Origin of the sequence: Vibrio sp. 10N.286.45.E10 (assembly GCF_002874195.2) — a bacterium.
GTDB lineage: Bacteria > Pseudomonadota > Gammaproteobacteria > Enterobacterales > Vibrionaceae > Vibrio > Vibrio crassostreae.
Genome location: NZ_MCWD02000002.1, coordinates 287725 through 311223 on the forward strand (window position 1 = coordinate 287725; position 23499 = coordinate 311223).

Below are 23499 nucleotides of genomic sequence, written 5' to 3' on the forward strand. Positions count from 1 at the left end.
AATTCAAGCGCTAAAACCATTGACTAAAAGTCCAATCAGATCGACCATGCCCCACTTGTTAGCTGACTAACTTAGTAGCTTAGTAAGTCAGTCACTAATCAACTCATCAACCGCGCGTGGCAACTAACTGCTGCGCTATCTCGTCATATTGAGTAACGACCATGAACCAACAATACATGCTGCAAGCACTCGAAGCTTCGCGCCAAGCCTTACCTGATTGCCAACCAAACCCACCAGTAGGCTGCGTTTTGGTGAAGAACGATAAGGTGGTGTCTGTTGGGTACACTCAAAAAGTCGGCGGAAACCACGCCGAGGTTGAAGCACTGAATAGCTATGATGGAATAATGGAAGGGGTTACCGCTTACGTGACATTAGAGCCATGTTCATTTGTCGGCAGAACACCCGCTTGCGCCAATACATTGGTTAAAGCCGGTGTAAAACACGTAATAGTGGCGATGCTAGACCCAGATCCTCGTAATAATGGTCGTGGTGTTGCAATCCTTGAATCACACGGCGTGAAGGTGGATGTGGGGTTATGCCAAACACAAGTGAGCGCTTTTTTAACCCCTTACCTTGGTAAGTCCTAGATCTTAAACAGCCAGTATTAATTCAATTTTACTCGGTAAAGCGGATTGACTGGTTTGTCGACAAAATACGACCAGATATGATTGTAGACCGCATGTTGGTTAGGGAATGGCGCTAATGCTTTTGCCTCTTCTAGATTGCACCAACGGTACTCGGTATGCTCGTCATTCAGTTCAATCGCTTGGTTGGGCGGGCATAGCACTGCAAACACAGGGATTAGTTGAATCACATTCACGTGCGCCTCGTAAAACTGCTCTAGAAACTGCGCGTTATACAAAGCTTCTACTTCAATTTGGGTCTCTTCTTCAAACTCACGCACGATAGCCTGCCAGCCTGTTTCACCCGCTTCAATCGAACCTGCGACATGGCACCAAAACTCGCCCTTCACACGCTTCATTAGTAGCATTTTCATTTGTCCGTCGATCTCTGAAATAGCGACACCGGAGACAATGGAAGTATTGAGTGGAATCATAACGTTACCTTAGTTTTCATAAGAGGGCGGCAAGGCTAACACCCTTCGTTTGTTAAATTGTCTTCTATGATTAAAAACGAGAAGTTACTCATCAATTAATGGCGTTCAAGCCATAACTCATGAGTTCAGTGTTAACCGTCTCGCTTGGCTATCCAATAATAGAACCATTTCTTATTTGAGGCGCTTTTCGATAAAGAGTAGAATCGCCGCCTTGTACTGTGTTTAACGTCTCTAAACATACACAGTAGACTCACAACCATTTATCACCACGATATAAGTATTAATACGACTATGCACTCATCAAAACCAACGCACGACTCAGAAAACAGCCACACACCTGAGCATTGCTTCACTCGTTTTCAACAGCCGATCGAGTCATATTCGTTGCCTGAGCGTTTCACATTCCCGTTCTACTACGAACCACACCCACTGTGTGAAATCGCATCTCATCAGCTTCAACAGCATCTAGAAACACAAACCGACTGGCAACACGACTTCGGGCTGGATTCTGATGAAGGTCGCGGCAAAATGTTTGGTGTGTTGCTGGTTAAAAGCCCTGAAGGTGAGCTTGGTTACTTTTCTGCTTTCTCCGGAAAAATCGCAGACCAGAACCTATTGCCCCACTTTGTGCCACCAGTATTTGACATGCTAAGCAGCGACAGTTTTTTCCATCAAGATACTGCCGACATGATGGCTGTGAATGCAAAATTCAAAGCACTACAAGCTAACGCAGAATACCTTGAGTTGTGCGAGCAACTGGCGCAGAAAAAAACGCAAGCTGAGCAAGAAATTGAAGCTCAACGTCTATTGATTATTGAAGGCCGAAAAACGCGTAAAGTACAACGTGAACAAGGTAAAGAAAACCTTGATGAGCAAGCCTTCGAGCAATTGAACAATGAGTTAAACAAGGCCAGTGTTGCCGACAAGAACCAGCAGAAGTACCTAAAACTCAACTGGGAACAGACCCTGCAAGTATTGCAGGCTAAAGTTGATGTTTTCACAACTCAACTGGCTGAGCTAAAAGAGCAAAGAGCACACATTTCTCATCAGCTTCAACACAAGCTGTTTTCACAATACGCTTTCCAAAATGCGGAAGGAAACGTTGAAGACCTTAACCAGATCTTTGAAAACACGCCAAACAAGATACCACCAGCAGGCTCTGGCGAATGCGCTGCGCCTAAATTACTGCAATACGCGTACTTAAATGGTTACACACCATTGGCATTGGCTGAATTTTGGTGGGGTCGTTCACCGAAATCGGAAATCCGAAAGCACAAGAAATACTACGCCTCTTGCCAAAGTAAGTGTGTACCGATTTTAGGCCATATGATGAAAGGTCTAGAAGTCGATCCAAACCCATTGCTAGAGAACCCTGCTGAAGGCAAAGAGCTGGATATTCTGTTCCAAGATGAGCACATCGTTGTAATACACAAGCCGGCAGGTTTTCTATCCGTGCCGGGTAAAACCATCAAAGATTCCGCCTACACACGCGTTCAAGAAATGCATCCCGACGTTGAAGGACCATTTGTTATTCACCGCTTAGACATGGCAACCTCGGGTATTCTAATTTTCGCTCTCACACGACGTGCGAACAAGAGCTTGCAGAAGCAGTTCATTACTCGTGAAGTCGAGAAGCGATACGTGGCAATGATTGAAGGCGTTCTAGCAGAAGATGAAGGCTATGTTCGACTGCCATTGCGTGGTGATTTGTATGACCGCCCTCGTCAGATTGTCTGCTTCGAACACGGCAAGCCTGCAGAAACCAAATGGGAAGTGATTGAGCGAAACGAGCAAACCACTAAGGTCTACCTGCACCCTAAAACAGGGCGTACACACCAGTTGCGTGTTCACTGTTCACATGAAGAAGGCCTTAACATGCCTATCGTCGGTGATGGCCTATATGGCAATAAAGCCGACCGATTGCACTTACACGCGGAAAGACTTGCGCTGCACCACCCGGTGACCAAAGAGTGGATGGAGTTTCAGTTCGACGCCGAATTCTAAAATATCTCATGAATAACGAGTCTTAATGAAAGGAGCCACAACGCTTGTGGCTCCTACCTCTTTTGGGTATATATCCGCGCTTATTGCACTACATCAAGATTCACTTTGTTGTGAAGAGTAGCATGCCCACCTTCTTCTCTCCTTGAGGCCTTTGATATGTCATCAGCTGCTTTGAACTTACAACCTAACAAACTGACTTCCCCATTAATTGCGACTCAAGCACCAAGCTTGAAGCCACTTACACCCAAAAAGCCAGACTTGAACTCGGCAATGCTTAACTTAATTGAAGAAGTTAAAAACGAGCTCCCACTTTACGAATCGGAGACGTTTATCTGTGGCCCAAAAGGTAACTGCTCTGGTTGCTCTAAGAAACTACTAGAGATGGTCGACAGTGAGTTAATGTACTGGGAACATAGTATTTCAATTGGCCAAGGGCCAAATTTCGAAGAACTGCGCCGCTTTGGCAAGCTATGCAGCAGCGTAAGACGTGGTTTAGAAAGAAACGGCCTAGTAGAAAAACGCCTTAGAGGCAGGTAACCAGGCTAGGCCGCTAGGTTCGGTACTCAAACACGATTTAGGGCGTCCTCGATCGTGTTTGAGGTCTCGTGATACCTAGCCTTAGCGCATATTAACTCCACTTACCCAATTGGAGTTAAAACCATGAAATACACACATTTACTGTTCACATCCCTACTTTTCCTTTGCAGTTCAGCCATCGCTTCCGGCGTCGGATTCACTCAAGTCACCGTAAATGACGATCCTAATCGCCCGCTAAATACTGCCATTTGGTATCCCACAAGAGATACATCAGGCGTAGCCTTAATTGGCGATAACCCCGTCTTCATCGGCACACAAGTCATCAAATATGCAAACATTCAACCTGGCACTTTTCCAGTAATACTGCTGTCGCACGGCTACCGAGGAAACTGGCGCAATCAAAACTGGCTGGCGACCAAACTAGCGAGTCAAGGTTATATCGTAGCGGCCACTGACCATCCGGGAACCACCTCTTTCGACCACTCCCCAAAGCAAGCAGCAAAATGGTGGGAAAGACCACGAGATGTATCACGTATTCTGGACTACTTGTTATCCGAAGCCCCGTGGAAGCAGTCTGCTAGCGCCGACAATGTTAGCGCAATCGGGCATTCATTAGGTGGTTGGACGGTGATGCAACTGGCGGGAGCGAAAATGGATAGACCAACCTTTGAGGCGAATTGTCTCAACTACCCTAACCCACGAACTTGTGGGCTTGCTAAAGAGCTAGGGCTAGACAAAGTCCAAGATGAAGAGCCTGACCCAAAAGACCTTTCAGATCCTCGGATTCAACGTGTCGTTAGCCTTGACCTGGGGCTTGCTCGCAGCTTTTCAGCCAATAGCTTAAAAGGCATCAATGTACCAGCCTTGATACTGGCGGCCGGGATAGATATAGGAGATCTCCCCCAGGCATCGGAGTCTGGCTATATTGCTGAGCACATGCCACTGAACTCAAGACGCTACAAAGTCTATGAGAAAGCCACCCATTTCAGCTTCATTCAAAGCTGTAAACCCGGTGCTATAGCCATGCTGAATGAAGAAGTGCCAGGAGATGGCATTATTTGTAAAGATGGCATTGGTACATCACGCGACCAGCTACATCAATTGATCTTAAATGACATCATTAGCTTTCTGAATTGATAAACGGAAGCAAACACACTCAATCTAACACTTGTGGCGAACTTCGATACTCACTCGGAGTTTGCCCAGTTATCCTTGAAAACTCGCGATTGAAATTGGACTTGGTCTGAAAGCCGGAACTAAAGAAGATGTCAGTTATCGCTTCATCACTTTGCATCAGGAGAGTCTTAGCGTGTTCAATCCGATAGGCGTTAATCACCTTCGAAATGTTCTCTTGGTGAGTTTGATTAACCGCAGACGATATCTTGCGAGCAGGAATGCCTAGCTTTCGTGCCAAGCGATTGAGAGACAGATCAGGATCTTTAAATAATTGATGATCCCTCATTAATGCATCGAACTTAGCCATGATCTGCGCGGTTTCTTCAGCTTGGTCGTCATCTAAGCTGCTCGCTAGTGTGGTCGATGTATCGACCTCTTCTGGAGAGCGTTGTGACATAGAAGGTAAAGCCTGCACTTGCTTGGTTTTTTCTTCGGCAGGCGTGCTAATACTGACCACCATCACAGCGGACACAATGGCTGGAATAAGAACAAGGTAGCTAATCGATAAGATCAGATTGGTGTGCTGCGCATTCAACAGCAAGATATCGTAAGAGAGCACACTGTCGACCAAAGCGGAGAATAGTAGCATTACACCTGCAACCCGTTCAGCAACCAACACTTTCGAGATATCGGTTAGCCGCACTTGTTCCGGCACTCGCAGCGACGACTTCAGCAGCAAGACACCATAACCGAGATAGAGCAAGATCAGCAATACATCAAGAGTTCCCGCCCAGAGATGCACATAAAAAAGTGAGCCAACTAAAACAGCAATCGGACCTAGCCAATGCAAATGTGTACTGGATTGGCTTCGATGAGCTCCCGAGAAACAGAGCCAAGCCGCCACAGGAACACAGGCACCGAGAATGGGTTGTAAGAAGCGAAACAACTCAATATCAAACGTCCATCGCAGGCCTACTACCGTAACCATTAACGCGCACAGAATGATAAACCAAAATGGCTTTTGACTGGTTTGTGGGTAACGGCATCGAAGCAGCACACCTGTCATCAATAACAACAGCGCTGCGACAAATGGTAAAGGAATGGCAAGCATCAATAGTCCGTTTGAGTTCGAGAAAATATCACTCCGCTTCAAGCACTTCATTAGCGAAGTAACTGAGCGAACCAGTGATAGATATTGAATATCAATCTATGGTAAATCATTCCTCAGAGAGAAATCTAGAACGAAATCTTGATGGTGTTAAGCCAACGATTTTCATGAAGACTTTTCGAAAGCTGTTTACGTCCTCATAGCCAACTAGGTAACTGATCTGCTCAACCGATTTATGGGAGCTTTCCAATAACTCACATGCACTTTGAACACGCACATGTTGGATATAATTGATCGGCGTGTAGCTGGTCGCTTTGGTAAATTGACGAATAAAGGTTCTTCGCGTCATAAACGCTTCTTCAGCCAATTGATCAAGAGACAACGAAAGGTGATGGTTCCTTTGAATAAAACGCTGCACCGATACAATCTTGTCATTGCCGTGAGCATAGTTTGGCACAAAGCTCTGATAGTAGCGTTGTTCTCTCAACCCCGTATCAAGCACGAGGTATTTACCTAGATTACGAGTATTGGTCGGCGTTGTGTATTTGGTTAGGATAAACAGAGCCAAATCCATCCACGACATCAAACCACCAGCGGTCATCACATCCGCATCATCAATCAAGATTTTGTCGATATCGACTGCGATCTGTGGGTAAAGCTCCGTAAACTTCTGCTGTGCTTGCCAGTGCGTGGTCACGGTTCGCCCTTCTAACAAACCTGTTTTTGCCAAAATGAACACGCCTGCGCAAGCTGAGCAAAGTATCGCTCCCCTTTGGTGAGACTCAATCAGGTATTCAAGCAAGGTGTCATTCGGCTCTAGATAGTAACAACCATCTAAATTCGGTGGGAGTATGATGACATCGGCGTTTGATACGCTAACACTGTCATACGCTTGGATCTGAACGTTGAATTGAATCTTCTCAGTCGAAGGTTCAAGAGAATTTGCCATCTGCAGAAACTCTTTCACGCCAAACACAGCGCTCTGCAGAGAGCCTGGGTAATCGATAATTTCAACCTTTACTGATTTTGTCACTATTGCCATATAGTCTGTCATTTTTGACGTTCATTAAAAAACACAGAGTAGTCATAATAGCCCCACACCACAAGACATTAACAACAAAGGTATGGATTATGAGCAATACTGCACTACTACTTATTGATTTCCAAAACGACTACTTCCCTTCATACGAAGGTGCGAAATGGGCACTCTCTGAAACAGAAAAATCGGCAGAAAAAGGCGCGCAATTACTCAAGACATTCCGCAATAAAAAACTGCCAATCGTTCATGTGCGCCATGAGTTTCCAACCAACGAAGCACCCTTCTTCTTACCAAATTCTGATGGTGCTCAAATCCATAACAGCGTGGCTCCTCTAGAAGGTGAACCTGTTATCGTAAAGCATCAAATAAATAGCTTTAGAGATACTAAACTGAACAAGGTACTAAAAGATCAAGGCATTAAGAAACTGATCATCGTTGGCGCAATGAGCCACATGTGTATTGATGCTGTGACTCGTGCAGCAACCGATTTTGGCTATGAATGCCACGTAGCACATGATGCTTGTACTACGTTAGATATGGAATTCAACGGTGTTGAGGTTCCAGCTGCGCATGTCCATGCAGCTTTCATGGCTGCGCTTGGCTTTGGTTACTGCAATGTCGCAACGGCCAGTGAGCTTGAAAGTCTTCTTTAACAAGGAAGCCTAGATTTTCTAGTCTGTTCATTACACACACAAAAAAAGGCTCCTATTAAGGAGCCTTCTTATTAGAGCCTGTGATAGCTCAGTTTGGTCAATTATTACTAAGCTTGTGCCACTTGGCGTGCTGGGTGTTTGATAAACACAGCAACAACAGCCACGATAGCCAGTGCAAAACAGTAGTACGAGTTAGAAACAATCTCTAGCGGAGATAGGTTGAACACAGAACCTAATAGCAATACCTGAGCACCATAAGGCAACACACCTTGAATCACACAAGAGAAGATATCCAACAAACTTGCCGAACGACGCGGAGACACGTTGTTCTCTTCCGCCAGTTGGCGAGCCACACTACCAGATACAATGATCGCTACGGTGTTGTTTGCAGTACACATGTTAACCATTGATACCAAGCCAGCAATACCTAGCTCACTCGCACGGCCATTTGCTTGCTTAGAGTGTGAAGAACCAAACGCACGAATCAAACCGCTCACTAGGTTAGTCAGAAACGCTAATCCACCTTGGCGACGCATCAGCTCACTCAAACCACCAATCAGCATCGACAGTAAGAAGATCTCTTGCATGTTGCCAAAGCCTGCGTAGATGTCTTGAGCGTAATCCGTCAAGCCGTAGTTCTCAACAGAGCCAAAACTCACACCACCCGCCAGCAAGATACCGATCGTCAACACAACGAATACGTTCATGCCTGATACCGCAAGAATTAGGATAGTGATGTACGGCAGGACTTTCAGCCATTCAATTGGGCCTGTTTCAGGAACTTGAGTTGCCGTGCTGTTGAAAGCAAAGATAACAATCGCGATAAGTGCAGCAGGAAGTGCAATGCGGATGTTCTCTTTAAACTTTTCTCTCATCTCACAGCCTTGCGAGCGTGTCGCGGCAATCGTGGTATCAGAGATGATTGAAAGGTTGTCACCAAACATAGCGCCACTTAGCACCACACCAGCGGTTAGAGGAATGCTCATGCCAGCTGAGTCAGCAATGCCTAGTGCCACAGGGGCAACCGCAGCGATAGTACCCATAGATGTGCCCATTGCGGTCGCAATGAAAGCAGAAATAAGAAAGATACCCGGTAGGATCATGCTCGTCGGGATCGCCGACAAACCAAGGTTGACCGTTGCATCAACACCACCAGAAGCTTTAGCCACGGCCGCAAAAGCACCCGCCAGTAGGTAGATCATACACATTGCGATAATGTCTTTGTGACCTACTCCACTTAAGAACTGTTCGATAGCACGGTTCAATTTATCTTTGCTTAGCAACAACGCCAGCATCACTGCAGGCAAAGCCGCAATCGGAGCTGGAAGCTGATAGAAAGCAAAATCGACGCCTTGCAGTGACAAGTACGTACCTACGCCAATAAACAGCGCAAGGAACACGATCAGAGGGATAAGCGCAACTGCCGAAGGGGCAATTACCGCATTAGAATTTTTCGAATTGGACATGGAACGACAACGCTATAGAACAGGAAGGAGAGCAGACTAATGTCACACTTAGAACTTGTCAACGTCTAGACGTCTAAACGCCCAATTTAATGCAAAGTAATAAGAACCTTATTGAGCATCACATAATAGAAAAGGCTATTTACTCACCAGTAAATAGCCCTTCGAGAATAAATTGCCAATACGCAAAGCAGAGTTCTAGAGAGCTGCTTTCTTAATGAATAGAGCTTATAAATAGCTTAGCGCTTTTGTGTGAAAGTCACTTGGTACTCTCCGATACCATCATAAGCAACGGTTGTTAGCTCGTCGAAGTCAAGCTCAACCACACCACAGTAAGACCCTGTAATAATCGCCTCGCCCGCTTCAAAACTGATTCCACGCTTGGTCATCGTATCGATCAACCAGTAGACAGGGTTTTGAGCTAATGCGTTAGGGTGAGTGCCAGAAAATGCCTGAACTTTTCCAGCTTGGGCTATAGCCACTTCGACCTTAGCAGCAGTAAACGCTTTATCTTTCTCTATTTCAGGACCAAGAAACAGGCCTTGGTTTGCCAAGCAATCGGCTAAAACTTCGTAAAACTCCGCACCAATTCCATCGGCAAAGCGAGATTGAATTAACTCAAGTGCCATATGGCAAGAGCCAATTGCATCATTGATTTGTGCTTCACTGTAACCATTTAAGTTCGCAGGCAAAGGCTTAGTCAGTACAAAAGCGATTTCTGGTTCTACTCGGGCTACCTCTTTGCCTAGCACTGAGCTTGTGTCTGCGAACAATTCACAAACTTCACCTTGCTGTACGTTGTCAGTGAAAATAGGCGCTACGATAAATTTATTTTCTGCAAGAGGTAACAGACACTTCCAGCCCCCCACTCTATCTGCACGAATTTCAATCATTGATTCTTGAATGGCTAACGCATCATCTAAACTGGTTGGGCGATATTGTTCGATTAATCTTGGCGCTTTAGTTCCCGCGGTGCGACGGCTTAATAACTCTTTAGCCGCCTGCTCAAATACACTTGTCATAATATACCGTTTAAATTTAGAACGATTGGAAATAGGTTTAGGTAATTGCATCACTCATACGATGGTTTCACCGTAAAGTGTTCAAAGGCTTATTGTCACATGTACCGCAAGTAAACACATACCGCTAAGTCAATATATCAAAAGAAAAGCCAGCACCTGATGATCGGTTGACTGGCTTGTTGAATGTGTCATTGTTGAAGAAACGCTACTCGCCTTTTAACGTCTTCTTAAGATTTTGCATGAAATTTCTGAAGTGAGGCATGAAATCAATAAACAGAGGGTGTTTTCTATCTTGCATCATCAACGGTCCCAGTAAGCGAATACTTACACCTAGTCTCGTTGCGGATTGCTCATCTAGGCCACTGTCCTGCTTGATCTTCTCTACAATCGCGAACATGTTTTCTCTGTCTTCAATTTCAAACTGCATGGTTTGCAGTTCACGATCTTCCTTGATGTTCACTTCTTCGATAGTGATACGGTAGTGATTGTGTTTGCCTGTGATTGTTTGCATCGTCATTACTGTCTCCTAACTTGAATTTACGAACAATTAAGTTGACAATATCAACCATAAATACAATAGTTGACAGTGTCAACTATATTTCTAAGGATCGTTTATGTCTGATAACACATCGTTAGAGTCTATCTTTCGTTTAGTACACTCTTTGAAACGTCAAATGAGTGAACAGATTGAGAGCTTGGATTCTGAGATCGCACCCATGAACATTCGTGTCATGAAGATCATTACTAAGAAATCTCCATGTACGGCTATCGATATCGCGCACTACTTAAACCGCGATAAAGCGCAGGTCACGAGATTAGTTAATGCACTGATCAATCAAGAGCTTGTGAAGAAGTCTCCAAATCCAGAAGACAAGCGCAGCCAGTTATTGATTCTGACCAATAAGGGTCAAGAGGTCATGAGTAAAGTTTCGGATATAGATCGAGACATGCTGAAGAGAATGACCAAAGGCATGGCTGAAGATGAGTTAGAGCAATTCAGAAAAATTGCAAAAAAAATGGCGCAAAACTTAGAGAACTGATTTTCAAAATAAAACGAAAAAGCGCCATCGAATCAAATACTCGGTGGCGTTTTTTGTAGAATTTGGTTTTACCTACATATCAGTATGCCAAAATCGACTTTGAAAACGCTTTATCCTACTCGTTAAGAAATTAATCAGCAGACCATACATTCTTGAAGTCGGGCCATCCCCAGTTGGTGATGGCGACGTTTTTCAGAATCCCTTGGAAACGAACGGTCTGCAAGTGATGGAACATAGGCACTAACCAATAATCTGAGATCAGAGTAGACGCGATAGGTTCTAGCTCTGCCAAGTAATTAGGCAGTTCAACGGATGCTTTATGACTATCCAAGCGCTGTTTAAGCCAGTCGCTGTTCATCTCTCCTAAAGCAGAGTGCAAAACAGGATCGTTCATCATCCACGAAAATAGCGAAGACGGGGCATTATCATCGAGATTCAGGTTACACAGCACCAGATCCTCCTTTAACTCGCCACTCTGGGAGAGCAGCGCCAGTTCGCGAAAGCTGTAGGTATTGACCTCAACTTCCACGCCATATCGTTTGAGTATGTCGGATACGCAAATCGCACATCGGTACAACGCATAATAGTCATAAACCGCAATGCTCATTCTTTTCGGAAGTTGAGCCTCTTTCGAAGGCGTTCGATACAATTTCTGCCAACTTGGCAGTATGTTTTGAGCTAAAGAGACGCTAAACAAACCCTTGTTATGTTCCAACTGAGACAAAATCGCTTGTGGGTTGGTCAGTTCTGAAAGGTATTTGCGCTGCTCATTATTAAGCGGAGTTGCCGCTGAGTTCTGATTAAATAGGATAAACAGGCATCCATCCTCGACTCGGCTACGAAGGCCGTCTGTATCTGCAGAAACGAGTTCTACGTCACTTTTCCCTAACTGGTGAAAACAAGACGAATCTTCATAAGGCGATACGTGCATTTGGCTATCATCGAAACGAGCAGTGCCCGTCATTGATTCCTCAAACTGCCAAATGGTCACTTCATCGGTTAACGAGCGACAACCATAATAGTGCTCAAATGCGGCGAGTTTGATGCGTTCATTATTGGTTTCGACCACTTTGAATGGGCCAGTGCCTACTACCGTGTGAGGCACAGAGCTTAATGGTGACGGCTCACGGGTCACTTGCGCTGCGGGTTGCATTGAATACTTAACGCCAGCCAACAAGCCTGCGAAGCCGGTGTCAGCTTTAGTGAGTTGGAAGCTGATCCTTAACGGCTGCTCACTGTAAACCGAAGCAACATGAGCTAACTCTGTTTGATAGAAAGGTAAGGTTTGCAAGGCTGAAAACAGCGAGACTAACTGTTTAGCATCAACAGGTTGGCCATCGTGGAAGGTTAGTCCTGGGCGCAAATAGAAAGTCCAAACTAACTTCTCAGCATCATATTCCCAATGGTGCGCTAGCTCAGGCTTCAACTCGCCCTTACCATTACAAGTGACGAGGCAACTGAATACTTGTCTGATCAAAAATCGTTCGCTGCTGCGGTGAATATGGTGTGGAAACAGGTCTTCAAACTTACGTTTATAGGTTAATTGAACGTGCAGCAGCCCTTCGCGCATCGTCGCACCGGATGTTTCTTGGAGAAGAGAGCCAAACACTGCGCGGTCATTATCCAAAATAGAGAGCGCTTTTTCGTACTTGCCCTGCTCTATCAGCTTGCTGGCAACATGTTGAGTCAGTTGTTGATTGCTAAAGCGCAATGTCAGGTTAGAACGTTGATTCCTGCCGACTTTTGGCTCCCACACCACCCATTCAGCCTGATGCATCTTGCCGAGTAAGGTTCGTGCATGGCGCAAACTGGTAAACAGCTTGTCTGCCACCTCAGTCAAAGTCACCGAATGTGAGATGTTTGGCTCGAACGAATCCAGCCGAGTGTAGTAACGCATCATGTTTAGATCAGACAAATAATGAACCTTTTAGAAATAACCCTTCCTCATAAAGCCGATTATAAAACACATTTGTCTTTGAGTGACGATAAAAGTCAAAAACAGGAACACCCTATTAAAAACCCATCTGTTTATTACTTCCTATTAAACAACCATAATTAATGGGTCAGCAGGGAATGTTGAGTTCCCACCAAAGCCTAATACAAGAGAAGTAATCATCATGAGAAAATACTATCTTAATAAGTTAAAAAGCACCTGTAGCAAGCTCGAAAGAGAAGCACTACGAACACTTATAGAGCTATGTAACTGGCGTTATTAGTACACTTTTTAGCACCGAGTTAACGCGAGTTGAGCACAACCTAATATGCTCCTACCCCCAATATGAGTTAGGTCTCAACTCGCTTTTCCATTCCAAATCCCCTCTCAACCCAGCTGTACCAATCACTCACACATTCGATAAATTTCTGTTGTCGACTCGACAAATTTAATTCGTTTTCTTAGTTAAGCGAAAAGCCTTAAGGTTCGCCCCGAAGCAAGCAAGGAGCCTCAGAAAAAACTGAAAGCTCAGCTAACAACTAATTTATTTGCAGTTACCAATCAGGTATTAACTAAGGAAACGCCATGCGTATCGCAATTCTTTCTCGCAACGAAAATCTATACTCTACTTCTCGCTTAAAAGCGGCTGGAGAAGCACGTGGTCACCAGGTCGATGTTATCGACACGCTGCACTGTGATATAGATATCGCGAGTAACAATCCGAAGATTCGCTACATGGGTGAAGAGCTACCTCAATACGATGCTGTTATTCCACGTATTGGCGCTTCCATTACCTTTTACGGAACTGCGGTTGTTCGCCAATTCGAAATGATGGGCACTTTTTGTATCAATGAGTCAGTAGCAATCAGTCGTTCTCGCGACAAACTGCGCTCACTACAACTGTTGTCTCGCAAAGGTATTGGCTTACCAAAAACAGGTTTCGCTAGCCGCCCAGACAAGATTCAAGACTTGATCAAAAACGTAGGTGGCGCGCCACTAGTGATCAAGCTTCTTGAAGGTACTCAAGGTATCGGCGTGGTTCTGGCTGAAACAAATAAAGCAGCAGAAAGCGTTATCGAAGCATTCATGGGCCTAAAAGCGAACATCTTGGTTCAAGAGTTCATTGAAGAAGCAAATGGCGCAGACATCCGTTGTTTTGTTGTTGGCAACAAAGTAATTGCAGCGATGAAGCGTCAAGCTGGTGAGGGTGAATTCCGCTCTAACCTGCACCGTGGCGGTACAGCTCAACTGGTTAAACTAACCAAAGAAGAGCGCGCTACAGCAATCAATGCTGCGAAAATCATGGGTTTAAACCTATGTGGTGTTGATATTCTACAATCTAAGAATGGCCCTGTTGTAATGGAAGTGAACTCTTCTCCTGGCCTAGAAGGTATCGAGAAAGCGACAGGTAAAGATGTAGCAGACATGATTTTCGAATTCATCGAGAAAAATGCAAAACCAAACGCTAACCGTACTCGTGGCAAAGGCTGATTTAACACCGTTAACTCATGATTGGAAATGATATGAACAATAAAATGATCATAGGGAATACTGAAGCACTTTGCTTACCAGAGTTAGGGATAACTGGACTACATACACGTGTTGATACAGGGGCTAAAACCTCTTCTCTACACGTAGACAATCTACTATGTGTAAAAACAGACGGTGAGAACTTCGTGGAATTCGATCTTCATCCAGATGTGTACCACCTAGAAGAGACTGTGCGCTGCAAAGCGAAGCTGAAAACAAGTAAGAAAATCAAATCATCTAACGGTGAAGTTGAACACCGTTGTGTGATTGAAACCATGCTAAAAATGGGTGGTCAGGAATGGCCTATCGATATCACGCTAAGCAACCGTCAAGATATGACTTATATGATGTTGCTTGGTCGTCAAGGCATGAGTGACAAAGTGATTGTTGATCCAGCGGGTGAATTCCTGCTGACTCACTAATCCGAGTCATCGTAACCGCTCCACAGGTTATAGCTAAAGTTAGTCACAACGATATAAGACCAGTCTCATGACTGGCCTTATTGCGTTCTATTCTTTAATTTCGAGTTGCCGATCTTACTTTGAGCTTATCTATTTCTTAGATTTACCATGAGATTGAAAACCAAATCGCCAAATCGATAACAACAATTTCTTGGTTTTAACTTTTGTCACTCGCCAATGTGTAACAGGCCTTCTTGGCGCACTCATTAACAGATGTTCAAAAGCTTTCTGACTGAAATCGACTTGGCCACCATGCGCCACCAGCAAGGTATCAAGCTGCATCTCATAGATACGAGATACTGACGCTCGGTACTTGTTAGGGTGAAATATAGGGAAAGGCGGAATCAGTTTCTTTTTCACTTCCACCATTAAGTCTGCCACATAGGCAACGCTGTGAGATGGACAATAAACCGAAAGATCTCGGTCAGTGTGCCCCGGCGTTTCTAGAACCAACCAGTCATCAAAACCCGGAATACTCTCACCATCCGACAGCTTGTAGTCCGGCTTTAACTTTCTCGAATACCATAGGTTTGCTTTAGGCTTCCCTAAGCGATTCGCCATCCATCGTGCCAGCGCCAGATCCGTCAAATGCATCAAGATACCATCAATACCGTGATACCAGTCTTTGTCTCGGTTTGCTGCCACCAAGTTACAGTTCGTTAGCTTTCTGAGCTTGTGCGCGGCCCCTGCGTGATCGGGATGCATGTGTGTAACCACAACCGTGTGTAGATCGGAAAAATCACGCAGAAGCTCGGTTTCGATAAAAGTTTTCAAATGGGGGATGTCGGCTCGACATGCGCCATCAAGTAACAGTAATTTGTCTGGATACTCCACCAAGTACATGTCTTGGATGTAACCTTTAATGGTATGCAGCTGCAAAACCGCTCCTTGTGATAAAATAACTGGTCAGACCTATACAATAGCAAATCCAATTTGAATTGTGATCATTTTGTTAAAGTTCACAATCTAAAACTAGAAAGAGAGCTACAATCAAGATTTCTATTGATATCCACTAAATTACTCAAATCCAATGTTACTCAAATCGAATTCAACTCAGAACAATGAGTACACATTCCAAAGATAAGCATCAATTTAATCCGATATTTTCAGCATTATTGAATGCCTGCATTGCCGTAAACCTTGCTCTATAAGCCATACAACTCAAGCATTCAGCACCATTTATCGTGACGACAAAATACGCGATTTGTTGACCTAAGTTATTAGGACTATATATGCGCTTCTAATTTATTGTCTGAGTGCTATACATGAACCAATTAATCGATGCTCTTTCTACCCAAGGTTACTTTGTTTGGGATGACTTCTTAACGCATGAAGAAGTAGTGGCATTGAGGGATTGCATTCCAGAGAACTGGAAAAAGGCTAGGATTGGCCGTAACGATGAAGTAACGCGAGAGTCGACCATTCGTAGTGACAAGATTCAATGGGTGCGCCGCGACATGGGCGAGCCAGCTTCTCTGTTCCTAGACAAAATGGAGCAAATTCGTTTAGAAGCAAACCAAGCGTTCTTTTTGGGTCTGTTCGAGTACGAAGCGCACTTTGCTAAATACGAAAAAGGCGACTTTTACCAAAAGCACTTAGACTGCTTCAAAGGCAATGAAAACCGCCGCCTGACTACCGTGTTCTATATGAATGATGAGTGGACAGAAGAAGATGCCGGTGAACTTGTGGTTTACGATCTAAAAGACAATCACATCGCTACCATTCCACCAAAGTCAGGCCGCTTATTCGTGTTCTTGTCTGAACAGTTCCCACATGAGGTACTGCCGACAAACACAGAGCGATTCAGTATTGCAGGTTGGTTCCGCATTAACGGCGTGAAAGACAACCAACTCGATATCGCACACTAGAACTGAGCTGATTTTTACAAGCTCTAGCTTATTCAAAGCCTCTCCTTCGAGAGGCTTTTTTATTGAACAAATATTGAGCGAGCATTGAACAACAAACCTCTTAAAAACCGCACACAGTAAATATCAAAACTATCAATAACTTTTCTCTTAAATGAAATCGAAATGAATCTTTCATATCAGTGAAACGGTTTAGCCACGTAAGTGAAATACGTCCTGTTCAAGATAGCTTCAAACGACACCCCTACTGTCTCGTTAAAACTCTAATCCAATACCTCGATATCGATTTCATCCAAAAGGAAACGAAGATGAATAAGCTAATTTTGGCAGGCGTTCTTTCCGCGACAACGGCAATGCCAGCGTTCGCAACGACTCAAGTCACTTGGTGGCACGCAATGGGCGGCCAGCTTGGAGAAACAGTAAACAAAATTGCGACCGACTTTAATGCGTCTCAAGATGATTACGAAATCACGCCAATCTACAAGGGCTCATACACAGAGACCTTAACCGCGGGTATCGCGGCATACCGAGCAGGTGAAGCACCCAATATTCTACAAGTCTTCGATGCAGGCGCAGCAACCATCATGAACGCCAAAGGCGTCGCGAAACCGGTACAGGATATTCTGGTTGAGTCAGGCTACAACTTTAATTCAAACGACTACCTAGCTGGCGTTCGTAACTTCTATGCCGACAACCAAGGCAAGATGGTTGGTATGCCTTTCAACAGTTCGACGCCGGTTCTTTACTACAACAAAGATCTTCTCGCAGAAGTAGGAGCCGAAGCGCCTAAAACTTATGAAGAACTCGAAGTGGTTGCTAAGAAGCTAAAAGCAGAAGGTCACATCGCCTTTTCTCAATCTCTGACGCCGTGGATCATGTTCGAGAACTTTAAGTCTCGCCACAATCTGCCAGTCGCGGACCAAAACAACGGCTACGATGGCTTGTCCACTAAGATCATGTTCAACACCAAAGACATGATGATGCACGTCAGCAAAATGAAAGAGTGGTCAGATTTAGGCTACTACAAGTATTACGGCAGCGACTGGGATGCAAACCAAACACCTTTCGAGCGCCAAGAAGTGGCGATGTGGATGGGTTCTTCTGGTTCATTCGGTGGCTTACGTAACCGCGTACCTTTCGAGTTGGGCACCACCTACCTTCCCTACTGAAAATCAGTTAACCCAGATGCAGGCTTAACCTTCATTGGTGGTGCCGCTCTGTTTGCACTCAATGGCCACGATCAACAGCAAGACAAAGGTGTCGCCGCGTTCTTTGATTACTTAACTAAGCCTGAAACTCAAGTTTACTGGCACAAAACTACTGGCTACGTTCCGGTAACGACAGCGGCTTATGACTTAGCGAAAGAGTCTGGCTACTACAAAGAGCAACCAGACGCAGAAGTGGGTGTTAAGCAGCTAAGCCTAAAATCGGGTGAGTGGACTAAGGGTTATCGTTTAGGTTACTACCCTCAGATTCGTGAAGTGATGCATCGTGAATTCGATAACATCTTCGCTGACCGTTCTAGCGTCGAGAACAGCCTAGACAAAGTCGAAGATGAAAGCAGCAAGCTATTAAAACGCTTCGCTCGCACCATGAACTAGATAGGTTGATGAGCTAGCTCTGTTTATGGACTGGATCTGTTAATGAAATAGAGCGGTTCAACAGCTTAAAACTTAGCGAACCAAAGCAGTTCATTCCTCCTCACTACTTGTCCGTCACCTTGAATCAATAGAGTGATAACGAGTCGAGAGGAGGTTCTTCACTCACGCCATCTCTTGCTCCAAAAACTACAACTCAACTGGAAGCATGCCTTGTTATAGCGCGAGTGGTCACGGTAACTAACAGTGGTTCAAGCCACTCATTTGGGGACTACCCTGTGGAACGACGTCAGCAATTTTTTCACTCTCCACTGCCTTACTTATTTTTGGCGCCTCAGATACTCATCATCGCGGTTTTCTTTATCTATCCGGCGGCAAAGGCGGTGTATCTCTCCTTTATGCTGGAAGACCCTTGGGGCACATCTTCGCTCTTCGTGTGGTTTGAGAACTATCAAATGTTATTCGAATCGAGTGAGTACCTAAGCTCGATTAGCTTCACTCTGATGTTCGCGATCGTGGTGTCTTTCTTGTCGCTAGCGTTGGCGCTGCTGCTCGCCGTCAAAGCCGACAACATCATTCATGGCCAAGGGGCTTACAAAGTCACCCTCACGTGGGTATATGCCGTTGCTCCCGCGATTGCAGGCGTTATCGGTGCCTTCCTGTTTAACCCGCACATTGGTGTGTTCACAGAGATATTTGCAGTGGTGGGTTGGGATTTCAGCTTCCAGACGGATCCTGTGGATGCCACATTTGCTCTTATTTTGGTTTCGGTGTGGAAACAGGTTTCGGTAAATTTCATCTACTTTCTGGCAGGGCTTCAGTCGATCTCTTACGCAGTAAAAGAAGCGGCGATGCTGGATTGTGTCAGCGACTCGAAACGTTTCTGGACGATTACCTTCCCGCTACTCGCACCAACTGGTTTTTTCCTGCTGGTCATCAACCTTACTTACTCGTTCTTTGAAACTTTTGGCGTCATAGACACCATGACCAACGGCGGCCCTGGTGGCGGCACTACTTCGTTAGTGTACAAGGTGTATCGAGATGGGTTTGTTGGCGCAGATTTAGGCGGCAGCTCTGCACAATCTGTTGTGTTGTTACTACTGGTACTCACTCTTACATTTATCCAGTTTCGCGTTGTAGAAAAGCGTGTTCATTACTAGCCCACTACAGCTAGGTTTTAACGCGACAGGAGTTATTTATGAAAAGTAATAAGATCTCTGACCACCTAATTTTAATTGCTGGGATGCTGTTCATGTTGGTCCCTATTTGGCTAATCTTCGCCAGCTCGACGCATAACCCAAACACCATTGTCAGCGATGGCTTGCAGTGGTTACCGGGCGATAACTTTACAGCCATTTATAGCGAAGCTTGGAACAAAAGCATGGGCTTCAGTGGTGAAGTCACCGCTAGCAAAATGATCGCCAATTCGATGATCATGGGACTAGGTTTTGCGATCGGTAAGATCATCATTTCGATGATGGCCGCGTTTGCTTTGGTCTACTTCAGGCTGCCTTACGCCACGGCTTGGTTTTGGCTGATCTTCGTAACCCTGCTGTTACCACTAGAGGTTCGTATTATCCCATCTTATGAAGTGGTTGCTGGGCTTGGGCTGCTTAATAGCTACATAGGTTTAATTCTACCTCTGATCGCATCAGCCACCGCAACCTTCTTTTTTAGACAGTTCTTCAAAACCATCCCCGATGAATTATTAGAAGCTGCACAGTTGGATAACGCAGGTCCGTTTCGATTCTTTGTCGACATCTTACTGCCACTGTCTAAAACCATGATCGCCGCGATCTTCATCATCATGTTTGTGGTGGGTTGGAACCAATATTTGTGGCCAATCATGATGACCACGGACGAAGGCTACAACACCATCGTGATGGGCATCAAACAAGTACTCAACAACATCAATGAAACCAGTTTACCGCGCTACGACTATGTTTTTGCCATGGTGATTTTAGCTATGTTGCCACCCGTTTTAGTGGTGGTTGTATTTCAGCGTTGGTTTGTAAAAGGGCTAGTAGAAAGTGAAAAATAGCAACGACACAACTCAAATGACCGATAACCGCATTCAATCACTCGATGAGTACAAGACGTCTCACCCAGCTTCTCCGCAAACATCAGAGGACACCCCGATGCCAAAGTTAAAACAAACGTTAGGGCACACCCAAGCCACTCACGATCGTACGCACAAAGCACCTACCATGTTAGGCATCAAAAACTTGGTAAAGACTTATGAGAACGGTCATCGTGCAGTGAAAGATGTCTCACTTGATATCGCAAAGGGTGAATTTCTTGTGTTGGTTGGCCCATCGGGCTGCGGCAAGTCTTCTATCCTACGTTCAATTGCGGGGCTGGAAAGCATCTCTGGCGGCGAGATTCACTTGGGTGGGCGCCGTGTTGATAACGAAAAGCCAGCTCAACGAGATATCGCAATGGTCTTTCAAAATTACGCACTCTACCCTCACATGACAGTGTACAAAAACCTCGCTTATGGTTTAAAGAACCGAGGTGTAAGCCAACACGTGATTGAAGAGAAGATTGAGAAAGTCGCCAAGACACTGAGAATCGAAGAGTACCTAGACCGCAAGCCAGCCAAGCTTTCGGGTGGTCAGCGCCAGCGTGTTGCTATGGGACGAGCGATTGTACGCGACCCTCAACTGTTCCTGTTTGATGAGCCTTTGTCTAACCTAGATGCCTCATTGCGCGCTCACATGAGATTAGAAATCAAAAAGCTGCAACGCGAGCTAGGCGTAACCAGTGTTTACGTGACTCATGACCAAGTTGAGGCTATGACACTGGCAGATAGAATTGTGGTTCTCAACAAAGGCCAAATAGAACAAGTCGGCACACCAAGAGAGGTCTACCACCAGCCTGCCAGTACCTTTGTAGCAAGCTTCATTGGTAGCCCCGCGATGAACTTCTTAACTGCCACGCTCGATGATGGCTATCTTGAAATCGGCGATCAACAAATGTATCTACCCGAATATGCGCACGTTAAGGACGCGACTATCACTCTTGGCATTCGCCCTGAACATTCTGAGGTTTGTAGCGATTTAATCATGAACGCACTGCCGCTGGAATTACGTATCAGCGTGGTTGAGCCTTTAGGGCCTAATCAGTTAGTTCATGGCTTTGTGAACGAACAACCCTTTATTGCAGTCACACCCGAAACAACTTTGTGCCAAGCTGTCCCCCTCGGTCTAAGCATTGATAAATCGAACCTGCATATTTTTGACAGTCGTGGGAAGCGTATTCAACCAAATAACTTTACTTCACAAGAGTCACGCGAAGAGGTAACAAGCTTAACGACGGCTCTCGCTTAATCGAGTACACTGATATTTAATGCGTTTTTACGGTGCGTCTTTAAGAAGGATTAATTATGTCGTCTATCATCGTAGGTCATCGGGGTGTAGCAGGTACTCACCCAGAAAATACCAAGGCAAGCATTGAACAAGCCGCTAAACTCGGTTTGAAATGGATTGAAGTAGATATTCAGCCAACTCAGGATGATCAACTTGTGGTTTGTCACGACCACACCCTTGAGCGCTGCAGCGATGGCAAAGGTCGTGTCGACGAACACACCCTTGCAGAACTGCGTCAGCTTGATTTTGGCAGTTGGAAGTCTGAGCAGTTCGCTGGTGAAAGAATATTGACGCTGGAAGAATTGCTCGCGCTTGTTGAGCAGCATGATCTCAGCGTCAACTTAGAGATTAAAGTCGACAGTCGACATCAAGCCCCTCATGTCGTTGATTTGCTACATACAGAGTTGATTCGTTCAAATGTAGACACCGACAGAGTGCTGCTTTCAAGTTTCAGCCATCAAGTGGTTTCTGAAATGGCTCGTCACCTGCCGAGATACCGCGTTGGTGTAATTACAGAGCAACTGACTCAAGCCGACTTGATGTTGATTGACGAAGTTAAAGCGTTCAGCTGCCACATGAACTACGAACACGTGATTCAGAGCGATCTCGATACACTAGGTGAAGCAAAAATCCAAACATGGTGCTACACCGTAAACGATCCGTCTCACTTCAAATTCATCTCAAAAGTAGATGCCGTATTCACTGATTTCCCGAATCAATTTACCTCTATAAATTGACCAAGCGAATACTGTAAAAACAACCCCGAGAGGCTTTAAAACTAACTCTCGGGAAACCTCAAAATTAGGTAGCAAACACAAGTGAGTAGGAGTACATTCCGCTACTCACTTGGTTTCATTAGCTCGCTCTATTTAGACAGCTTCATTGGTTACTTAATTTATGGATCTCATTTTTAGTCCAACCTTCCCAATTTTGGGTGCAATCTTCATTTTCGCCGCTATTGTTCGTGGCTTCTCAGGTTTCGGTTTCACCTTAGTGGCATTGCCATTAAGTGCGTTATTCGCCCCTGTTATCGAACTGGTTCCCGTTTTCATGCTAATCGACCTATTGGGCAATATTCAATTGCTGCCTAAGGTTCGAAAACACGTCAACTGGCGCTGGGTTTCAAAGGTATTTATCCCTTGCCTAGCCTTTACGCCTGTCGGCTTACTTCTACTTAAATCCGTTAACCAAGACACGATCATCTTGATCATCAGTGTCTTCATTTTTGCGTCTGCACTTATGATCTACAGAGGTTTCCAGTACAAAAATGAACCTAGATTTGCTCCCTATATTCTAGGCAGCCTTGCAGGGGTAATGAACGGCGCAGCATCGATGTCAGGGCCTCCGATTGGCACGCACGCATTGGCAAGCCCAGTCGCACCACACATTGCTAGAGCTGGCCTGATCGCATTCTTTGTATTGGCGGATTCCACCGCGTTTGTTTCAGCATCGATCGCAGGATTGGTCGTTCGAGATATGGTGTGGCTAACTCTCGCGCTCTTACCAAGCAGCATGTTTGGCGGTTATGTGGGTTCTAAACTATTCGAGAGATTTGGTGGAGCAAAGTTTAAGCCAGTCACCATTGCACTGCTCATCGTGATTGCGATATTCAGTGCAGGTCGAGTTTTACTGTAACTGGCTTTAGCGGTTGACTTTGGAAGTTGGTTTCGCGAATTGACTGCGCTAATTGATTCCGGAAAATGAT

At 45.1% G+C, this 23499-nt stretch carries 22 protein-coding genes and 1 pseudogene; 15 read left to right on the top strand and 8 right to left on the bottom strand.

Annotation, left to right across the window (positions count from 1 at the left end; all coding sequences use genetic code 11):
- The first annotated feature begins 161 nt into the window (after positions 1-161).
- On the top strand, positions 162-587 hold the full coding sequence (locus tag BCU34_RS14420) for a bifunctional diaminohydroxyphosphoribosylaminopyrimidine deaminase/5-amino-6-(5-phosphoribosylamino)uracil reductase RibD (RefSeq protein WP_102478942.1): 426 nt from the start codon (positions 162-164) through the stop codon (positions 585-587).
- Between the two features lie 17 nt (positions 588-604).
- Here the strand turns inward: BCU34_RS14420 and BCU34_RS14425 are convergent, their stop codons facing one another.
- Entirely contained in the window at positions 605-1057 is a 453-nt protein-coding gene (locus BCU34_RS14425) for an NUDIX hydrolase (RefSeq protein WP_102431345.1), read from the bottom strand.
- A gap of 291 nt (positions 1058-1348) precedes the next feature.
- Here BCU34_RS14425 and BCU34_RS14430 point away from each other — a divergent pair, with 291 nt between their 5' ends.
- The 3 genes from BCU34_RS14430 (at position 1349) to BCU34_RS14440 (ending at position 4735) form a co-directional block, all read left to right on the top strand.
- Complete coding sequence (locus tag BCU34_RS14430) at positions 1349-3061, top strand: RluA family pseudouridine synthase (protein WP_102478941.1); 1713 nt, start codon at positions 1349-1351, stop codon at positions 3059-3061.
- 156 nt (positions 3062-3217) lie between these two features.
- Positions 3218-3598, top strand: a complete 381-nt coding sequence (locus tag BCU34_RS14435) for a hypothetical protein (RefSeq protein ID WP_102431343.1) — start codon at positions 3218-3220, stop codon at positions 3596-3598.
- Between the two features lie 123 nt (positions 3599-3721).
- Complete coding sequence (locus tag BCU34_RS14440) at positions 3722-4735, top strand: alpha/beta hydrolase family protein (RefSeq protein ID WP_102431342.1); 1014 nt, start codon at positions 3722-3724, stop codon at positions 4733-4735.
- A 19-nt stretch (positions 4736-4754) separates the two neighbouring features.
- On the opposite strand, the gene BCU34_RS14445 is transcribed toward BCU34_RS14440, so the two are convergent.
- Together BCU34_RS14445 and BCU34_RS14450 are read right to left on the bottom strand one after the other, a co-directional pair.
- Positions 4755-5825 (bottom strand): helix-turn-helix domain-containing protein, encoded by a 1071-nt coding sequence (locus BCU34_RS14445; protein WP_102478940.1) that lies wholly within the window; start codon positions 5823-5825, stop codon positions 4755-4757.
- A gap of 106 nt (positions 5826-5931) precedes the next feature.
- The gene (locus BCU34_RS14450; protein ID WP_102478946.1) at positions 5932-6864 is read right to left on the bottom strand and encodes a GlxA family transcriptional regulator; all 933 of its coding nucleotides are present in this window, start codon (positions 6862-6864) and stop codon (positions 5932-5934) included.
- Between the two features lie 89 nt (positions 6865-6953).
- On the opposite strand from BCU34_RS14450, the gene BCU34_RS14455 reads away from it, so the two are divergent.
- The gene (locus tag BCU34_RS14455) at positions 6954-7514 is read left to right on the top strand and encodes a cysteine hydrolase family protein (protein ID WP_048663280.1); all 561 of its coding nucleotides are present in this window, start codon (positions 6954-6956) and stop codon (positions 7512-7514) included.
- 107 nt (positions 7515-7621) lie between these two features.
- Here BCU34_RS14455 and BCU34_RS14460 read toward each other — a convergent pair whose 3' ends face one another.
- The 3 genes from BCU34_RS14460 to BCU34_RS14470 form a co-directional block, all read right to left on the bottom strand.
- Positions 7622-8980: a Na+/H+ antiporter NhaC family protein gene (locus BCU34_RS14460; protein ID WP_102478939.1), complete on the bottom strand. Its 1359-nt coding sequence runs from the start codon at positions 8978-8980 to the stop codon at positions 7622-7624.
- A gap of 236 nt (positions 8981-9216) precedes the next feature.
- On the bottom strand, positions 9217-9999 hold the full coding sequence (locus tag BCU34_RS14465) for a hydratase (protein WP_102478938.1): 783 nt from the start codon (positions 9997-9999) through the stop codon (positions 9217-9219).
- A gap of 205 nt (positions 10000-10204) precedes the next feature.
- Positions 10205-10510, bottom strand: coding sequence for a DUF3861 domain-containing protein (locus BCU34_RS14470; protein ID WP_048661639.1), 306 nt, complete (start codon positions 10508-10510; stop codon positions 10205-10207).
- 103 nt (positions 10511-10613) lie between these two features.
- Between BCU34_RS14470 and BCU34_RS14475 the strand changes: the two genes are divergently transcribed.
- Positions 10614-11039, top strand: coding sequence for a MarR family winged helix-turn-helix transcriptional regulator (locus BCU34_RS14475; protein WP_048661636.1), 426 nt, complete (start codon positions 10614-10616; stop codon positions 11037-11039).
- Between the two features lie 130 nt (positions 11040-11169).
- Here BCU34_RS14475 and BCU34_RS14480 read toward each other — a convergent pair whose 3' ends face one another.
- Positions 11170-12954 carry an SgrR family transcriptional regulator gene (locus BCU34_RS14480; RefSeq protein WP_102478937.1) on the bottom strand — a complete coding sequence of 595 codons (1785 nt, stop codon included), beginning with the start codon at positions 12952-12954 and terminating at the stop codon, positions 11170-11172.
- Between the two features lie 603 nt (positions 12955-13557).
- Here BCU34_RS14480 and rimK point away from each other — a divergent pair.
- On the top strand, positions 13558-14463 hold the full coding sequence (rimK, locus tag BCU34_RS14485; protein ID WP_019824669.1) for a 30S ribosomal protein S6--L-glutamate ligase: 906 nt from the start codon (positions 13558-13560) through the stop codon (positions 14461-14463).
- 32 nt (positions 14464-14495) lie between these two features.
- Positions 14496-14924: an ATP-dependent zinc protease gene (locus BCU34_RS14490; protein ID WP_048661634.1), complete on the top strand. Its 429-nt coding sequence runs from the start codon at positions 14496-14498 to the stop codon at positions 14922-14924.
- A gap of 129 nt (positions 14925-15053) precedes the next feature.
- Here BCU34_RS14490 and BCU34_RS14495 read toward each other — a convergent pair whose 3' ends face one another.
- Positions 15054-15842 (bottom strand): MBL fold metallo-hydrolase, encoded by a 789-nt coding sequence (locus BCU34_RS14495; protein WP_102431337.1) that lies wholly within the window; start codon positions 15840-15842, stop codon positions 15054-15056.
- A 386-nt stretch (positions 15843-16228) separates the two neighbouring features.
- Here BCU34_RS14495 and BCU34_RS14500 point away from each other — a divergent pair, with 386 nt between their 5' ends.
- From BCU34_RS14500 to BCU34_RS14530, 7 genes and pseudogenes are all read left to right on the top strand, one after another.
- Positions 16229-16831, top strand: coding sequence for a 2OG-Fe(II) oxygenase (locus BCU34_RS14500; RefSeq protein ID WP_048669551.1), 603 nt, complete (start codon positions 16229-16231; stop codon positions 16829-16831).
- A gap of 305 nt (positions 16832-17136) precedes the next feature.
- Positions 17137-18429: pseudogene (locus BCU34_RS14505) on the top strand (extracellular solute-binding protein).
- Between the two features lie 275 nt (positions 18430-18704).
- The gene (locus BCU34_RS14510) at positions 18705-19586 is read left to right on the top strand and encodes an ABC transporter permease subunit (RefSeq protein ID WP_102478945.1); all 882 of its coding nucleotides are present in this window, start codon (positions 18705-18707) and stop codon (positions 19584-19586) included.
- A 38-nt stretch (positions 19587-19624) separates the two neighbouring features.
- Complete coding sequence (gene ugpE / locus BCU34_RS14515; RefSeq protein WP_102478936.1) at positions 19625-20467, top strand: sn-glycerol-3-phosphate ABC transporter permease UgpE; 843 nt, start codon at positions 19625-19627, stop codon at positions 20465-20467.
- A complete protein-coding gene (locus BCU34_RS14520) occupies positions 20457-21755 on the top strand; it encodes a sn-glycerol-3-phosphate import ATP-binding protein UgpC (RefSeq protein ID WP_102478935.1) in 1299 nt (432 codons plus the stop codon). Before ugpE ends, BCU34_RS14520 begins: the two co-directional genes overlap by 11 nt.
- A gap of 56 nt (positions 21756-21811) precedes the next feature.
- The gene (locus tag BCU34_RS14525; RefSeq protein ID WP_102431333.1) at positions 21812-22531 is read left to right on the top strand and encodes a glycerophosphodiester phosphodiesterase family protein; all 720 of its coding nucleotides are present in this window, start codon (positions 21812-21814) and stop codon (positions 22529-22531) included.
- A gap of 160 nt (positions 22532-22691) precedes the next feature.
- On the top strand, positions 22692-23429 hold the full coding sequence (locus tag BCU34_RS14530; RefSeq protein WP_102478934.1) for a sulfite exporter TauE/SafE family protein: 738 nt from the start codon (positions 22692-22694) through the stop codon (positions 23427-23429).
- The last annotated feature ends 70 nt before the right edge of the window (positions 23430-23499 follow it).

What these genes read in the sequence shown, in the direction of transcription:
- BCU34_RS14420 (WP_102478942.1), top strand. Translation starts at nt 162, where the DNA reads ATGAACCAACAATACATGCTGCAAGCACTCGAAGCTTCGCGCCAAGCC.
- BCU34_RS14425 (WP_102431345.1), bottom strand. Translation starts at nt 1,057, where the DNA reads ATGATTCCACTCAATACTTCCATTGTCTCCGGTGTCGCTATTTCAGAG.
- BCU34_RS14430 (WP_102478941.1), top strand. Translation starts at nt 1,349, where the DNA reads ATGCACTCATCAAAACCAACGCACGACTCAGAAAACAGCCACACACCT.
- BCU34_RS14435 (WP_102431343.1), top strand. Translation starts at nt 3,218, where the DNA reads ATGTCATCAGCTGCTTTGAACTTACAACCTAACAAACTGACTTCCCCA.
- BCU34_RS14440 (WP_102431342.1), top strand. Translation starts at nt 3,722, where the DNA reads ATGAAATACACACATTTACTGTTCACATCCCTACTTTTCCTTTGCAGT.
- BCU34_RS14445 (WP_102478940.1), bottom strand. Translation starts at nt 5,825, where the DNA reads ATGCTTGCCATTCCTTTACCATTTGTCGCAGCGCTGTTGTTATTGATG.
- BCU34_RS14450 (WP_102478946.1), bottom strand. Translation starts at nt 6,864, where the DNA reads ATGGCAATAGTGACAAAATCAGTAAAGGTTGAAATTATCGATTACCCA.
- BCU34_RS14455 (WP_048663280.1), top strand. Translation starts at nt 6,954, where the DNA reads ATGAGCAATACTGCACTACTACTTATTGATTTCCAAAACGACTACTTC.
- BCU34_RS14460 (WP_102478939.1), bottom strand. Translation starts at nt 8,980, where the DNA reads ATGTCCAATTCGAAAAATTCTAATGCGGTAATTGCCCCTTCGGCAGTT.
- BCU34_RS14465 (WP_102478938.1), bottom strand. Translation starts at nt 9,999, where the DNA reads ATGACAAGTGTATTTGAGCAGGCGGCTAAAGAGTTATTAAGCCGTCGC.
- BCU34_RS14470 (WP_048661639.1), bottom strand. Translation starts at nt 10,510, where the DNA reads ATGCAAACAATCACAGGCAAACACAATCACTACCGTATCACTATCGAA.
- BCU34_RS14475 (WP_048661636.1), top strand. Translation starts at nt 10,614, where the DNA reads ATGTCTGATAACACATCGTTAGAGTCTATCTTTCGTTTAGTACACTCT.
- rimK (WP_019824669.1), top strand. Translation starts at nt 13,558, where the DNA reads ATGCGTATCGCAATTCTTTCTCGCAACGAAAATCTATACTCTACTTCT.
- BCU34_RS14490 (WP_048661634.1), top strand. Translation starts at nt 14,496, where the DNA reads ATGAACAATAAAATGATCATAGGGAATACTGAAGCACTTTGCTTACCA.
- BCU34_RS14500 (WP_048669551.1), top strand. Translation starts at nt 16,229, where the DNA reads ATGAACCAATTAATCGATGCTCTTTCTACCCAAGGTTACTTTGTTTGG.
- ugpE (WP_102478936.1), top strand. Translation starts at nt 19,625, where the DNA reads ATGAAAAGTAATAAGATCTCTGACCACCTAATTTTAATTGCTGGGATG.
- BCU34_RS14525 (WP_102431333.1), top strand. Translation starts at nt 21,812, where the DNA reads ATGTCGTCTATCATCGTAGGTCATCGGGGTGTAGCAGGTACTCACCCA.
- BCU34_RS14530 (WP_102478934.1), top strand. Translation starts at nt 22,692, where the DNA reads ATGGATCTCATTTTTAGTCCAACCTTCCCAATTTTGGGTGCAATCTTC.